General features: G+C 66.2%; 16 protein-coding genes. 1 reads left to right on the top strand and 15 read right to left on the bottom strand.

Features of this window, described 5'->3' with window-relative positions; translation table 11 throughout:
* Positions 1 to 54: 54 nt before the first annotated feature.
* The 8 genes from nusB to HWX07_RS11400 form a co-directional block, all read right to left on the bottom strand.
* Positions 55 to 492: a transcription antitermination factor NusB gene (gene nusB, locus HWX07_RS11435; RefSeq protein WP_006476662.1), complete on the bottom strand. Its 438-nt coding sequence runs from the start codon at positions 490 to 492 to the stop codon at positions 55 to 57.
* Positions 489 to 1,004 carry a 6,7-dimethyl-8-ribityllumazine synthase gene (gene ribH / locus HWX07_RS11430; RefSeq protein ID WP_006476661.1) on the bottom strand — a complete coding sequence of 172 codons (516 nt, stop codon included), beginning with the start codon at positions 1,002 to 1,004 and terminating at the stop codon, positions 489 to 491. The genes nusB and ribH overlap by 4 nt, the downstream gene beginning before the upstream one ends.
* A gap of 53 nt (positions 1,005 to 1,057) precedes the next feature.
* Entirely contained in the window at positions 1,058 to 2,200 is a 1,143-nt protein-coding gene (gene ribBA / locus HWX07_RS11425; RefSeq protein ID WP_006476660.1) for a bifunctional 3,4-dihydroxy-2-butanone-4-phosphate synthase/GTP cyclohydrolase II, read from the bottom strand.
* A gap of 157 nt (positions 2,201 to 2,357) precedes the next feature.
* Positions 2,358 to 2,876, bottom strand: a complete 519-nt coding sequence (locus HWX07_RS11420; protein ID WP_175876363.1) for a DUF1993 domain-containing protein — start codon at positions 2,874 to 2,876, stop codon at positions 2,358 to 2,360.
* A gap of 365 nt (positions 2,877 to 3,241) precedes the next feature.
* Positions 3,242 to 3,871: a riboflavin synthase gene (locus HWX07_RS11415; RefSeq protein ID WP_175876362.1), complete on the bottom strand. Its 630-nt coding sequence runs from the start codon at positions 3,869 to 3,871 to the stop codon at positions 3,242 to 3,244.
* 14 nt (positions 3,872 to 3,885) lie between these two features.
* Complete coding sequence (gene ribD, locus HWX07_RS11410; protein WP_175876361.1) at positions 3,886 to 5,007, bottom strand: bifunctional diaminohydroxyphosphoribosylaminopyrimidine deaminase/5-amino-6-(5-phosphoribosylamino)uracil reductase RibD; 1,122 nt, start codon at positions 5,005 to 5,007, stop codon at positions 3,886 to 3,888.
* 15 nt (positions 5,008 to 5,022) lie between these two features.
* Entirely contained in the window at positions 5,023 to 6,306 is a 1,284-nt protein-coding gene (gene hemL / locus HWX07_RS11405) for a glutamate-1-semialdehyde 2,1-aminomutase (RefSeq protein ID WP_175876360.1), read from the bottom strand.
* A gap of 181 nt (positions 6,307 to 6,487) precedes the next feature.
* Positions 6,488 to 6,940 carry a hypothetical protein gene (locus HWX07_RS11400; protein ID WP_012328082.1) on the bottom strand — a complete coding sequence of 151 codons (453 nt, stop codon included), beginning with the start codon at positions 6,938 to 6,940 and terminating at the stop codon, positions 6,488 to 6,490.
* Between the two features lie 245 nt (positions 6,941 to 7,185).
* On the opposite strand from HWX07_RS11400, the gene HWX07_RS11395 reads away from it, so the two are divergent.
* The gene (locus tag HWX07_RS11395) at positions 7,186 to 8,403 is read left to right on the top strand and encodes a Bcr/CflA family multidrug efflux MFS transporter (RefSeq protein WP_175876359.1); all 1,218 of its coding nucleotides are present in this window, start codon (positions 7,186 to 7,188) and stop codon (positions 8,401 to 8,403) included.
* Positions 8,404 to 8,540: 137 nt separating this feature from the next.
* On the opposite strand, the gene HWX07_RS11390 is transcribed toward HWX07_RS11395, so the two are convergent.
* The 7 genes from HWX07_RS11390 to zwf all read right to left on the bottom strand — a co-directional run bounded on the left by HWX07_RS11390 (position 8,541) and on the right by zwf (position 14,563).
* On the bottom strand, positions 8,541 to 8,999 hold the full coding sequence (locus HWX07_RS11390) for a type VI secretion system amidase immunity protein Tai4 (protein ID WP_175876358.1): 459 nt from the start codon (positions 8,997 to 8,999) through the stop codon (positions 8,541 to 8,543).
* A gap of 73 nt (positions 9,000 to 9,072) precedes the next feature.
* Positions 9,073 to 9,429, bottom strand: a complete 357-nt coding sequence (locus HWX07_RS11385; RefSeq protein WP_175876357.1) for a DUF1493 family protein — start codon at positions 9,427 to 9,429, stop codon at positions 9,073 to 9,075.
* Positions 9,429 to 9,860: an STM2901 family protein gene (locus HWX07_RS11380; RefSeq protein ID WP_124699070.1), complete on the bottom strand. Its 432-nt coding sequence runs from the start codon at positions 9,858 to 9,860 to the stop codon at positions 9,429 to 9,431. Before HWX07_RS11380 ends, HWX07_RS11385 begins: the two co-directional genes overlap by 1 nt.
* Before the next feature lie 15 nt (positions 9,861 to 9,875).
* Positions 9,876 to 10,103, bottom strand: a complete 228-nt coding sequence (locus HWX07_RS11375) for a hypothetical protein (RefSeq protein WP_175876356.1) — start codon at positions 10,101 to 10,103, stop codon at positions 9,876 to 9,878.
* Between the two features lie 315 nt (positions 10,104 to 10,418).
* Positions 10,419 to 12,347, bottom strand: coding sequence for a bifunctional transcriptional regulator/glucokinase (locus tag HWX07_RS11370; protein ID WP_089439434.1), 1,929 nt, complete (start codon positions 12,345 to 12,347; stop codon positions 10,419 to 10,421).
* On the bottom strand, positions 12,325 to 13,005 hold the full coding sequence (pgl, locus tag HWX07_RS11365) for a 6-phosphogluconolactonase (RefSeq protein WP_175876355.1): 681 nt from the start codon (positions 13,003 to 13,005) through the stop codon (positions 12,325 to 12,327). Before pgl ends, HWX07_RS11370 begins: the two co-directional genes overlap by 23 nt.
* A gap of 88 nt (positions 13,006 to 13,093) precedes the next feature.
* On the bottom strand, positions 13,094 to 14,563 hold the full coding sequence (gene zwf, locus HWX07_RS11360) for a glucose-6-phosphate dehydrogenase (protein ID WP_175876354.1): 1,470 nt from the start codon (positions 14,561 to 14,563) through the stop codon (positions 13,094 to 13,096).
* Between the last annotated feature and the right edge of the window lie 63 nt (positions 14,564 to 14,626).

Genomic DNA, 14,626 nt, shown 5'->3' with positions numbered 1-14,626 from the left:
GGGAGAGAAGAATGAAAAACGGGCGCTTGCGCGCCCGTGGACCAACCGGCGGCGTCAGCCGTTGCGACGCGCCTGCGTTTCGGCGGGGCGCAGCTTCGCGGCCAGCTTGTCGAGTACGCCGTTCACGTACTTGTAGCCGTCGGAGCCGCCGAACGTCTTCGCGAGTTCGACGGCTTCGTTGATGATCACGCGGTACGGCGTTTCGACATGGTGCGTGAGCTCGAACGTCGCGATCAGCAGCACCGCGCGTTCGACCGGCGACAGCTGATCGATCGGACGATCGAGCGACGGCGCCAGCGCTTCGACGAGCGTCGCGTGCTCGCGGATCACGCCGTGCAGGATCGCTTCGAGCAGTTCCTTGTCAGCCTTGTCGTAACCGAGCGCGCCGCGCAGTTGCGCGTCGATCTCGCCGGAGGGCGCGTTCGACAGCAGCCACTGGTACAGGCCCTGCGTCGCCAGCTCGCGCGATTGTCGGCGGGCGCTCTTCTTCATGCGCGCTCCTCTTCGTCGTCTTCGTCTTCCTCTTCGTCCTCGTCGTCGCCGAGTTGGTCGAGCGCCATCGTCAGGTTGGCCATCTCGACCGCGACGCGCGCGGCGTCACGACCCTTTTCGGTCATGCGCGCGACGGCCTGCTCGTCGTTTTCGGTCGTCAGGACGGCGTTGGCGATCGGCAGGTTGAAGTCGAGGCCGATGCGGGTGATGCCCGCGCCGCTCTCGTTCGACACGAGTTCGAAATGGTAGGTCTCGCCGCGGATCACCGCGCCGAGCGCGATCAGCGCGTCGAACTGGCCGCTTTCGGCGAGCTTTTGCAGCGCGAGCGGGATTTCCAGCGCGCCGGGCACCGACACGAGCAGCACGTCTTCACCGGTGACGCCGAGGCGTTCCAGTTCTTCGACGCACGCGTCGGCGAGGCCGTTGCACACGGGCTCGTTGAAGCGCGATTGCACGATGCCGATACGCAGGCCGTCGCCTTCGAGATTCGGTTGGTATTGTCCGATTTCCATGATCTGGTCCGTGGTGTGGATGAACGGTTATAGGGCGAAAGCGCCGTGGCGGGTTACGCGTGGGACGCCGGGCAGGACTTGGCTTCGCCGCCGGGCATCGGAATGAAGCCCGTGACTTCGAGGCCGTAGCCGGACATGCTGCCCAGCTTGCGCGGATTCGACAGCACCTGCATCTTGCCGACGCCGACATCGCGCAGGATCTGCGCGCCGATGCCGAACGTCTTGAAATCGACCGGCCGGCGCTTGAGCGCGGCAGCCCTTTCTTCCTCGTCGAACGCCTTGAAGACGTCGATCAGGTGTTCCTTCGTATCGCCGCAGTTGAGCAGCACGATCACGCCGAGATCGCGTTCCGCGATGTCGCGCATCGCGGCGTCGAGCGTCCAAGAGTGGGTCGAGATGCCCGTCTCGAGCAGATCGAGCACCGACAGCGGCTCGTGCACGCGCACCGGCGTATCGACGTCGGGCGACGGGGCGCCGCGCACCAGCGCGATGTGCGGCGAGCCGCTCGGCTGGTCGCGGTACAGCACCGCGCGGAACGTGCCGTGCGCGGTCTGCATCGTGCGCTCGGCGATCCGCTCGATGATCGATTCGGTGCGGCTGCGGTACTGGATCAGGTCGGCGATCGTGCCGATCTTCAGGTTGTGTTCCTTCGCGAATTCGATCAGGTCGGGCAGGCGCGCCATCGTCCCGTCGTCCTTGATGATCTCGCAGATCACCGCGGCCGGCGTGAGGCCCGCGAGCGCGGTGAAGTCGCAGCCGGCCTCGGTGTGGCCCGCGCGCACGAGCACGCCGCCCGGTTGCGCCATGATCGGGAACACGTGGCCCGGCTGCACGATGTGCTCGGGGCGCACGTCGTGCGCGACCGCCGTGGCGATCGTGTGCGCCCGGTCGGCGGCCGAGATGCCGGTCGTCACGCCTTCGGCCGCTTCGATGCTGACCGTGAACGCGGTGCCGTACTGCGTGCCGTTGCGGTAGGTCATCAGCGGCAGGTGAAGCTGCTTGCAGCGTTCCTGCGTCAACGTCAGACAAACCAGGCCGCGGCCGTACTTGGCCATGAAGTTGATCGCTTCCGGCGTGACGAATTCGGCGGCGATCACGAGGTCGCCCTCGTTTTCGCGGTCTTCTTCGTCGACCAGGATCACCATCCGGCCGGCTTTCAGCTCGGCGATGATGTCGAGCGTGGAGGCGAGCGTCATAAGGGGGCGAGAAAGAGGAAAGTGCGTATTTTACGCCAGCCGGACGGCGTTTCGGCTGGCGCGGGCCGCACGGGGCCGGCGCGTGCTCCGGAAAGCGCTGCGGCCGGCCTGCGCGCGGGCGCGGACGGTTGCAGGCCGGGCGTTGCCCGGCCGCGCGTCACGCTTGCTCGTTGCGCCCGCCGAGGTAGTCCAGCTTGCCGAGTTCGACGCCGCTGTGGCGCAGGATGTCGTATGCGGTCGTCACGTGGAAGAAGAAGTTGGGCAGCACGAAATTCAGCAGGTACGACTGGCCGGTGAACTCGATCGGACCGACGCGCATCTTCAGCACGATCTGGCGCGTCTCGCTGCCGTCGATCTGCGCGGCGTCGAAGCTTTTCAGGTAGTCGATCGTCTTCTGGATGCGCGCGTGCAGCTCGTCGAAGGTCTGCTCGACGTCCGGGTAGCTCGGGATCTCGGCGCCGGCGAGCCGCGCGGCGCAGCCCTTGGCCGTATCGGTCGCGATGTACACCTGGCGGACGAGCGGCAGCATGTCCGGGTAGAGGCGTGCGCCGACGAATACCGACGGATCGATCTGCTTTTCGGCCGCATGCGCCTGCGCCTTGCCGAGGATGTGCTGCAGGTTGGTGAGGCCGCGGATCAGGACGGGCAGCGAAGCCTGGTACATCGAGATGGACATGGGGACGACTCCAGTGGGAAGAAGGGCAGCCGCTACGCGGCGCGTCGTACGTGGCGGCGTGGAAACCGCTGTCGACGCATCTTAGCGCGACGGCATGCCCCGTGCGCGTCGTTGGCCGTTCGGCCAGGTGCCGGCTGGCCCGACGGCCATCGAGCGAACGGGATCGCGATGCTGGCATTTCGGATGGCCGGCGCCGTAGCGGCACGGCACGAAGTAGGGCACGAGCAATGCCCGGCGGCGCCAGCTCGGTTACCGCACACGATCGGCACGGCACGGCGGCCTGTGAGTGGAGGAGCGAGGGGGCCGTGGCGACCGAACAATGCCGAATCGCCAGCCGTCATTCCATATACAGAGGATCTGCTTGTTCAGTCCTGATGAACGCCCTGCGACGCCGACAGCATCCGTTCCACATATCGCGCGATCATGTCGACTTCGAGATTGACCTTGTCGCCGGCCTTCACGTGACGCAGCGTCGTGACTTCGACCGTATGCGGAATCAGGTTGATCGAGAATTCGCAGCCGTCCGCGCGATCGTCGACCGTATTGACGGTCAGGCTGACGCCGTTCACCGTGATCGACCCCTTGTACGCGAGATAACGGCCGAGTTCGCGCGGCGCGACGATCCGCAGTTCGTGCGATTCGCCGACCGGTGCGAAGCGCGACACGGTACCGAGGCCATCCACATGGCCCGACACGATATGCCCGCCGAGGCGGTCATGCGCGCGCAGCGCCTTCTCGAGATTCACTTCGCCGGGCTGCGCGAGGCCGACCGTCCGGTTCAGGCTTTCGCGCGATACGTCGACGTCGAACGTGGTGTCGGTCTTCTCGATCACCGTCATGCATGCGCCCTGGATCGCGATGCTGTCGCCGAGCGCGACATCGGCGAGATCGAGCCCGCCGGCCTGCACGGTCAAGCGCACGCCGGCATCGGCGGACGTGCCGAGCGGGGCGATCGTTTCGATGCGGCCGACGGCCGCGACAATTCCGGTAAACATCGTGGCGATTCCGTTCAGTGAGCGGCGTCGGGCGGCGCGACACGCGCGAGGATGCGCAGGTCGTCGCCGATCCGCTCGATACCGTGGAACGACAGCCGGGTGCGCGCATCGAGGCTGGCCGGCGCGGCGAGATCGAACATGCCGGCCGCGTCGGCGCCCAGCAGGCTCGGCGCCAGATACACCAGCAATTCGTCGACGCACCGCTCGCGCAGCAGCGAACCGTTCAGCTTGTGGCCGGCCTCGACGTGCAGCTCGTTGACGCCGCGCGCGCCGAGCGCCGCCAACATCGCGGGCAGGTCGACCTTGCCGTGCGCATTCGCGAGCGGCACGATTTCCGCGCCGCGCGACTTCAGCACGTTCGCGCGTAGTTCGCCGGCGGCGTCGAGCCGGCCGCAGAAGATCAGCAACGGCGCGCCTTCGAGCAGCCGCGCGTCGAGCGGCAGGTCGAGGCGGCTGTCCACCAGGATGCGTTGCGGCTGACGCGGCGTGTCGATGCCGCGCACGGTCAGCAACGGATTGTCCTCGCGCACGGTACCGATACCGGTGAGGATCGCACAGGCCCGGGCGCGCCACGCATGGCCGTCGAGGCGCGCGGCCTCGCCGGTGATCCACTGGCTTTCGCCCGAGGGCAGCGCGGTGCGGCCGTCGAGCGACGCGGCGGTCTTCATCCGCACCCACGGGCGGCCGCGCGTCATCCGCGACACGAAGCCGATGTTCAGCTCGCCGGCTTCGTGCGCGAGCAGCCCGCAGCGCACGTCGATACCCGCGTCGCGCAGCATACCGAGGCCGCGCCCCGACACCTGCGGGTTCGGGTCTTCCATCGCGGCGACGACCTTCGCGACGCGCGCATCGATCAGCGCGTTCGCGCACGGCGGCGTGCGGCCGAAATGGCTGCACGGTTCGAGCGTCACGTAGACGGTCGAGCCCGCGACGTCGTAGCCGCGCGAGCGCGCGTCCTTGAGCGCCTGGACTTCCGCGTGGTCCTGGCCGGCCGGCTGCGTGAAGCCTTCGCCGATCACGTCGCCGTCCTTGACGATCACGCAGCCGACGCGCGGATTCGGCGCGGTCGTGTACATGCCGCGCGCCGCGAGCGCGAGCGCGCGCTGCATGTGGGCGAAATCGGTATCCGAGAACATGCGCGCGGCCCCGGGTCAGGCGGCGAGTGCCGCGAACGCGCGGCGCGCGGCCGCAAGCGTCGCGTCGATCACCGCATCGTCGTGCGCGCTCGACACGAAGCCGGCTTCGTACGCGGACGGCGCGAAGTACACGCCTTCGTCGAGCATCAGGTGGAAGAAGCGGTTGAAGCGCTCGGTGTCGCTCTTCGTGACTTCCGCGAAGCTGGTCGGCACGCGCTCGGCGAAGTACAGGCCGAACATCGCGCCGATCGAGTCGGCCGCGAACGGCACGCCGGCCGCGCGTGCTTCCGCCGCGAGGCCGTCGGCGAGGCGCTTCGTCTGCGCGGTGAGCGCGTCGTAGAAGCCCGGCGCCTGGATCAGTTGCAGCGTCTTCAGGCCCGCGGCGACCGCGATCGGGTTGCCCGACAGCGTGCCGGCCTGGTAGACGCCGCCGAGCGGCGCGAGGTGGGCCATGATGTTGCGGCGGCCGCCGAACGCGGCGGCCGGCATCCCGCCGCCGATCACCTTGCCGAGGCAGGTGAGATCGGCCGCGATCCCGTAGTGTGCCTGCGCGCCGCCGAGCGCGACGCGGAACCCGCACATCACCTCGTCGAAGATCAGCACGGCGCCGTGCTTCGTGCACAGCGCACGCAGCGCGTTCAGGAATTCGGGCGTGCCGCGCACGAGGTTCATGTTGCCGGCGACCGGCTCGACGATCACCGCGGCGATCTCGTCGCCGAACGCGCCGAACGCTTCTTCCAGCGCGGCGACGTTGTTGTATTCGAGGACGGTCGTGTGCTTCGCGATGTCGGCGGGCACGCCGGCCGACGTCGGGTTGCCGAACGTCAGCAGGCCCGAGCCGGCCTTGACCAGCAGGCTGTCCGCGTGGCCGTGGTAGCAGCCCTCGAACTTCACGATGCGGCTGCGGCCCGTGAAGCCGCGCGCGAGACGCAGCGCGCTCATCGTCGCCTCGGTGCCGCTCGACACCATCCGCACCTGCTCGATCGACGGCACGAGCTTGCAGATTTCCTCGGCGATCTCGATCTCGGCTTCGGTCGGCGCGCCGAACGAGAAGCCGTCGGCGAGCACGTTCTGCACGGCCGACAGCACTTCCGGATGGACGTGGCCCACGATCATCGGGCCCCACGAGCCGATGTAGTCGATGTACTGCTTGCCGTCGGCGTCCCAGAAATACGGGCCTTGCGCGCGCGCGACGAAGCGCGGCGTGCCGCCGACCGACCGGAATGCGCGCACCGGCGAGTTGACGCCGCCCGGAATGGTCTTCTGGGCGCGTTCGAAGAGGATCTGATTGTTGGACATGAGCGAAACCTGCGAGAGAAGGGCGCGGGGGCCTGTGCACGGGCCGCGGCGCCTGGGCGGAACGATCGTCTGATTGTACCGGAGACACGCGCGGCAAGCCCGCCGGCCGGTCCGCGGCTTTTCGGCGCGCCGAGGGAATCGGCCGGACAGAAAGGCTGCCCCGATTCGACCCGGTTTCCGCTTAGCGCGGCGGCTTGCGCTTGCCGGTCAGCTCGGCCCAGCGCTTTTCGAGCGGACCTTCGACCATCGGCTTGATCGACGTGCCGGAACTCTGCGCGTCCCACGTCTGCACCGAGTACGGATGCACGCGCAGCGCGTCACGCGGGATCACGACGTCCTGATGCGCGTCGACCAGCCAGTCGTACACGAAGTCGATGCACAGCCGGTAGCCGCGCTTGGTCGACGGATCGGGCACCTCGTATGGCGCGCGCGTCACGTAGCCGGAGCCGAACACGCCCTTGGGCTCCTTCGCGACGCGGTGCAGGAACACGCGGTCGCCGGGCAGGATGCCGCGCGCGAAGCCGCAGCCCCACACGTCATGCACGGCCTCGCCGGCCTTCACGCGCGCGGCGACGTCGGGCAACTCGGGCCATGGCCATTTCTTGGGGCTCCAGATCAGCAGGAAAGCGGTCATCGGGTCGGTCGTACGTCGAATAGGTCAGACAAGAAAGGCAAGCAGCAAGCTTAATCGAATCCGCCCGCGCGCTGGTTCGGCGCACGACGCGCGTGGGCGTGTTCCTGCCCGCCGCCCATGCAGCCCGAGGCACGCAAAAAAGTTGCGCGTACAATCATGGGCCTGAACGCGCCGCTTGCGGTGCGGCTTCCCGTCTTCACCGCCACGCGCGCCCCGATGCGCGCGGGCTCCCATTCCGGATACCCATGTCCCACGTCGTCCGGCGCCGGCCCGATGCCCGGCTGATCCTGTTGCTCGGCGCGCTCGCGGCCTGCGGGCCGATCGCCACCGACATGTACCTGCCGAGCCTGCCGTCGATCGCCGCGGGCTTCTCCGTCAGTGCCGGCGCCGCGCAGCGCACGCTGACGAGCTTCATGGCCGGCTTCTCGATCGGCATGCTGCTGTACGGCCCGCTGTCCGACACATGGGGCCGCCGCCCCGTGCTGCTCGGCGGGATCGCGCTGTTCACGCTCGCGAGCATCGGCTGTTTCGTGGCGGGTTCGATCGACATGCTGATCGTCGTGCGCTTTTTGCAGGCGCTCGGCGCCGGCGCCGCGTCGGTGCTCGCACGGGCGATCGCGCGCGACGCGCACGAGCCGAGCGACGCGGCGAAGGTGCTGTCGATGGTCGCGATCGTCACCGCGGTCGGGCCGCTGCTCGCGCCGCTGATCGGCGGCCAGATCCTGCGTTTTTCCGGCTGGCGCGGCGTGTTCGTCGTGCTGGCCGTGTTCGGCGCGCTCTGCGCGACGACCGCGTACCTGCGCGTGCCCGAAACCTGGCCGAAGGAGCGGCGCAAGAGCGCGGCCGTGCTCGCGTCGTTCGCATCGTACGGGCGCATCCTGTCCGACCCCGTCGCATGGGGGCACATGCTGTGCGGCGGGATGGCGTTCGCGTCGATGTTCTCGTACATCACCGCGACGCCGTTCGTGTACATCGAGTATTTCCACGTGTCGCCGCAGCACTACGGGCTGCTGTTCGGGCTGAACGTCGTCGGGATCATGATCGGCAACTTCGCGAACACGCGGCTCGTCGGCCGCATCGGCTCGCTGCGCATCATCTCGGCTGCATCGCTCGTGAGCTGCATCGCGTCGCTCGCGGTTGCGCTCGTCGCGCTGACCGGGTTGGGCGGGCTGTGGTCGATCGTCGTGTGCCTGTTCTTCGTCGTCGGCGTGGTCGGGATCCTGTCCGCGAACTGCACGACCGACCTGATGCATCGCTATCCGCACAACGCGGGCGCGTCGGCGGCCGTGTTCGGCGCGATGCAGCTCGCGCTCGGCGCGCTGGCGAGCGTCGCGATCGGCGCACTCGCGGACGGCACGCCGTTCGCGATGGGCGTGACGATCGGCGTGTCGGGCGTGCTGTGCTTCGTTGGGCGCTATCTGGTGCTGCGCTGGCATGGACGGCCGGTGAAGGCGGGCGCCTGAGCGGCGCGGCGGAACTGACGGAGGGCGCGAGTATGTCGACGATATTCGCCCCACCGGCAACCCGAGCGAACACCATGCCGATGTAACCCGGTCAGCCGGCGACGCGAGTCGTGCATTGGGTTATTTCCGCGTCCGCATCACCTTGAACGGTCTGACGAGCGATTGTCGAGTCGATAGCTGCGCTTCGGGTTGATCACGACCCGTTTGACTTGGTCATCGAGTTCCCGACTGTGATACAGATCCAGGCATTTCAGAAAATCAAACCGCGCGCCTTTGATTTCGGATTCGACGATCGGATTGCGATAGTCGCGTGCAAGAAAACGATTGACCAGCGATTTGCCTGCGTCGGGGTTCCGTTCCAAATCGAAGTCGGTCCAATCCATGAGTGCACTGGCGCTGCTTCCCGCGTCCATCGCGGCGGACGGTTCATTCCGGTAAGCGGTCGCGATGCATTCGGCGAGCACCATGTCCTTGTAGTTCTGCGCGTAGGTTCGGGCGCCCGTTTGTGGCGACGACGTATCCGTGGCGTGGCTCGGTTGTGCCGCGAACATGAGGGCCCAGAACATCACACCCCGGACCAGCGGATTTTGTCTCATGACAGACTCCAGAGGTGGACACAGATCCAACACATCGCCTAAAAAATAAACAGGTCTATTTGGCGAGGTGCAATCAACGCGGCAGATTTTCCAAGCGCTGATTGCTCCACTCTCCATCCAAAATAGCCTGATAGAGCATGCCTAGAGTCAGCGGCACTTTGTCATATTTTTCTCGGCGTTTTCTGGAGAAAGCCATCCGCGCCACTTCAATCAAGCTAAAGCCCTCTCCTGAGAAGTAGCGATTGAACTCAAAATCTCCAACTTGCACCGGAAATTTATCGAAGAAGCGCTCCATAAATTCGACCGCGTCGTCGCCAGTGATATCCAAATCACCTTCGATGGCATGACTTTTTGTGAGAATTTTTTTGGGACTAACACCGGCCTCCTTTCTCACAAAGTCCTCAAACTCGTTCCATGTAAACTGGCTCATCAGAACACCTTGTCCTCAGGCTTAACAAGCGCGTTATAGCGCGACACGGAACGAACGCTGATCATCGTGACATCCTTGGCAGCAATGACCCAGCCAACGACAGGAACCGCGCGCCCAACGAAAACCCCAATGTTTCTTACCAGAATGAACTTCAAGCGCTTGACGCTGGCATTGGTCAGCGTTGGGAGGATCTTCTTCTTCAAATCGTAGTCCAGATACTTGCGACTCAATATCGACGCAACAGAAGTACCCGGCGTGGTACCAAAGGGCTTCGCTCGTGTTGGCATCCAATTTTGACCGGCCACAATGGCAACCACTGCTGCTACATCGTCAACACCAAGTTCCTTGCATGTCTCATCGATAAAGACGAGGAAAAACAGCTCCATCGGCGTGAGATCTCGATGTGTACCAAAGGCATAGGTATTGTTCATTATAGTATTCCTCTCTCAGGCTATCGACGAGGCTGAAATCTCGAAGAGAACGGTCCCCTGCCTATCGTCCAGGGCGCTGCCTCCCAGCGAAGGCGGGAATTTGATCACTTCTGCTTTGTCCCATCGCTGGATATTGGTGGCCACGTTGGCCCCAATCGTTCGCGCAACTTTCTCCGCGGAATTTATCGGCGCGTAAATGCGCATTGCTGCTGCCCATGCGGCTGAAAAACGAGGTCTAGTCATATCCCTCTCCGCAAACTGGATGAACGTGATGCCGTCGATGCCAATCGGGGTTGTGTGAGAAACGCGTCATTTCTCGCGTCGGACCGGGATGGCGGCATCACGCGGAGTGAAGGAAGTTACCGAGCCTGAGCAACTGCTGACAATTGGACTTGTTCGAAAATGTGGGGATGTACGAACGTATGACGTCACGTGCCGTCATCGATGCCTGCCGGGCTGCTGTGGTTCGCGCCGGTGCCGCTGATGCAAAACACCCCGAACGCCGGGCCTGAATCCAGCGTTCGGGGTGTCGTGGATCGACGGTGTTTCGTCGAAGCGTCAGTCCCGCGCGACGTCCTTCGCCGCCGGCGACGCACCGTGGCTCAGCCAGTCGAGCACGTCGGCCGTTTCGTCGTCGCTTGCCCGCGCGCGCGCCTGCGCGACGGCCTCCGGCAATTCGCCGTTGGTCGACGCGCGACGGATCGCGACGCCGACCGCGAGGATGTCGATCATCAGCAGATGCAGAATTCGCGAGATCATCGACAACTGCGACTCGCGCATCTCGATGTGGTCGGTCTCGAGCGCGACGGTCGCGCGCTTCGCGAGCGGCGTGTTGCTGGACGTGATCGCGATCACCTTCGCACCGGCCTGCATCGCGACGTCGAGCACGCGCAGCAGCTCGGGCGCGCGTCCCGACTTCGACACCGCGACGATCACGTCGCCCTTGCCGAGCAGCGCGGCCGACGCGGCCTGCATGTAGAGATCGCCGTACGCGATCGTCGGGATTCCGAAGCGGAAGAACTTGTAGTGCGCGTCCTGCGCGACGATGTTCGAGTTGCCCAGCCCGTAGAACTCGATGCGCCGCGCGCCGTTCAGGATCTCGATCGCGTTCTCGACGTGCTCGAAATTCAGGTGCTCGCGCAGCTGCAGGATCGCGGACACCGTGTTGTCGAGCACCTTCGCGCCGAAGTCGGTGGCCGTGTCGCCGAGATGCACCTGGCTGTGGCTCATCGGGATCGTGCCGGTGAGGCCGGTCGCGAGCTTCAGCTTGAAATCCGACAGCCCCTGGCACCCGAGCGAGCGGCAGAACCGGATCACGGTCGGCTGGCTCACGTCGGCCTTGCGCGCGATGTCGACGATCGGATCGTTGATGATCGAGCGCGGATGGTTCAGCGCGAGATCGGCCACGCGGCGCTCGGCCGGCGTCAGCGCGTCGCGCATCTGTCGGATCCGCTCGAACACGGCCGACGACGCGCCGCCCGAACGGTTCGACAACTGCTCCGCGAGGATCGCCGATACGCCGAGGAACGCCGGATATTCGGCGGTGATCAGGTAGGTCGGGATGTTTTCGAGGTAGTGCGTGAAGCGGCCCTTCGCCTCGAAGCGCGCGCGGAACGACGAGCGCGTGAACAGCTCGCCCAGCTTCAGCGCGACGCCACCGCCGATGTACACGCCGCCTAGCGCGCCAAGCGTCAGCGCGACGCTGCCCGCGAACGCGCCGAGAATCCCGCAGAAGCATTCGACCGTCTCGAGCGCGAGCGCGTCGCCCGCATGCGCGCGCTCGACGATCTCGACCGTGTCGACGGTCGCGGCGACGCGCTTCTTGTCGCGCGCCGCGAGCGCGCGATAGATGATCTCCATGCCGGGGCCCGCGCACACGCGTTCGAACGACACGTGCGGAAACTTCTTGCGCGCGTACTGCAGTACCAGATCCTCGCGCTCGTCCTGCGGCGCGAACGATGCGTGGCCGCCTTCGCTGCCGAGCGCGATCCAGCGGTCATCGGCCGGAATCAGGCCCGACACGCCCAGCCCGGTACCGGGCCCGAGCAGGCCGATCACGCTGTTCTGGCGACGCGCGCCGCCGCCAACCTGCACGCGTTGCGCATCGGTCAGGCCCGGCAGCGCCATCGCGAGCGCGGTGAAGTCGTTGACGACCAGCAGCGTGTCGAAGCCGAGCGCGCGGCGCGTCGCCTCGATCGAGAAGCTCCAGTCGTGGTTGGTCATCGTGACCTGGTCGCCGTCGACCGGGTTCGCGATCGCGATCGCCGCGTGGTTCACGCGGCTGATCTTCACATCCTTCAGATACTTGCGGATCGCGTCGGTGATCGTCGGATAGTCGGCGCCGGGATACACGCGGATCTGCGTGATCTCGCCGGGGCCGGTTTCCAGCGCGAAGCGCGCGTTGGTGCCGCCGACGTCCGCGAGCAGGCGCGGGCCGTCGGCATGCTGACCCGCGACGACCGCCTTACTTTGCGCACCAGTAGACATCGAGCTGGGTCCCCTTGTCGTTGGCCAGTTGGGAAATCGCGTTCTTCTGCAGCGACGCGGCTGCCGCGTCGAGCACGTCGCGCTTGCGGGCGCCCGCGATCAGCAGGAACAGCCGATCGACGCGCTTGAGCGCATCGAGCGAATAGCTCACGCGTGCATGGGGCGCCGCGCCCGGATGCACGGCGACGAAACGCTCGGACGTCGTGATCGCGTGGTCCCATTCGGGCGCGTCGGCGAAAATCGACGCGGTGTGGCCGTCCTCGCCCATGCCGAGCACGGCGACGGTCGGCACGCGGTAGTCGGCGTTCGCGTTGAGCGCGGCGACTTGCGCGTCGAGCGACACACGCGTGTCGACGAGCGGCAGGAAGCGGGCAGGGGCCGCCGCGTGCTGCAGCAGCGTGTCGCGCACGAGTTGCGCGTTGCTGGCCGCGTCGTCGTCCGGCACCCAGCGGTCGTCGACCAGCGTGACGTCGACGCCGGCCCAGTCGAGCGCCGCGTGCGACAGCGTGTGCAGGAACGGGCGCGGGCTGGTGCCGCCGGACACCGCGAGCGTCGGGCGCGCGGGGCCGGCGAGCGCCGCGCGCAGCGCATCGCCGACGGCGCGCGCGAGCGCTTCGCTTTGCGCTTCCTGGGTGTCGAAAGCGTGGATCTCGATCACATCTCCTCCGGACTGCTTTGTCTGTTCAAATCGTACGAATCGTGAGGCGCGTTGCCGCGTACGGTGGCGTACGCCGCAACGGTTTGCATCAGTTTTCTTCTTCGAGCCAGCAGGTGTCGTGCTGCGCGAGCATCGCGCTCGACGCGGCCGGCCCCCACGTGCCCGCCGCGTACGGCTTCGGCGGCTTGAGCGTGCGCGCCCATTCGTTCAGGATCGGCTCGACCCATTGCCACGCGGCTTCCTGCTCGTCGCGACGCACGAACAGGGCGAGCCGGCCGTTGATCACGTCGAGCAGCAGGCGCTGGTACGCCTCCATCTGCCCTTCCTTGAAGAACTGGTCGAACGCGAGGTCGAGGTGCACGCTCGCGAGGTTCATCCCTTCGCCCGGCTGCTTCGCGAGGCAGTACAGGCGGATCGTCTCGTTCGGCTGCAGCCGGATCACGAGACGGTTCGCACCGGGGCGCAGCGCGGTCGGCCCGAGCGCCGAGTGCGGCACCGGGCGGAAGTTGACGACGATCTCCGCGACGCGGTCGGCCAGACGCTTGCCGGTGCGCAGGAAGAACGGCACGCCGGCCCAGCGCCAGTTCTCGATCTCGACCTTCAGCGCGACGAAGGTTTCGGTCTGGCTGTCGGGCTTCACGCCCGGCTCGGTCGCGTAGGCCGGCACCTGCGCGCCCTTGATCACGCCCGCATGATACTGGCCGCGCACCGCGACCTTGCCGATGTCGCGCGGATCGATCGGCTTCAGCGCGCGCAGCACGCGCAGCTTCTCGTCGCGTACCGAGTCGGAATCCATCGAGTGCGGCGGCTCCATCGCGACGATCGACAGCAGCTGCAGCAGGTGGTTCTGCACCATGTCGCGCAGCGCGCCCGTGTTGTCGTAGAAATCGCCGCGAGCCTCGACGCCGAGCTCTTCCGCGATCGTGATCTGGATGCTCTCGACCCATTCGCGGCGCCACAGCGGCTCGAACAGCGCATTGCCGAAGCGCAGCGCCAGCAGGTTCTGTACCGGCTCCTTGCCGAGGTAGTGGTCGATCCGGTAGATCTGGCCTTCCGCGAAGATCTCGCCGACCGCGTCGTTGATCGCGTTGGACGACTTCAGGTCGTAGCCGAGCGGCTTCTCGAGCACGATGCGCGAGCCTTCGTTCAGGCCGACCGACGCGAGCGCCTTGCAGATCGGCACGAACAGCGACGGGCCGGTGGCGAGATAGAACACGCGGATGCCGGGCAACGATACGATCGCGTCGCGCAGCACGACGTAGTCCTCCGCACGGCCGAGATCGAGCTTCACGTACTCGATGCGGTCGAGAAACGACTTCCATGCCGCGTCGTCGAACGCGTTGCCTGCCGCTTTCGCCGCATGCGGCTTCACATGCGTGTCGACCCATTCGAGATAGCCCGCCCGATCCGATTCGTGTCGTGCGACGGCCACGATCCGCCCCCCGTCCGCCAGCATGTTCGCACGGTGCGCTTCGAACAGCGCGGGCAGGATCTTGCGCATCGACAAATCGCCGGTGCCGCCGAAAAGTACGAAGGTAAAGCTGGAATCGGTATGCATGTGTCTCCGCCGTGTTGGGGTGCTTGAAGCGATCCGTAGTGCGATAAAAATATTTTTGACACT

The organism is Burkholderia sp. BCC0097 (genome assembly GCF_902832985.1).
GTDB lineage: Bacteria > Pseudomonadota > Gammaproteobacteria > Burkholderiales > Burkholderiaceae > Burkholderia > Burkholderia orbicola.
This window is presented reverse-complemented; position numbering and strand designations above follow the sequence as displayed.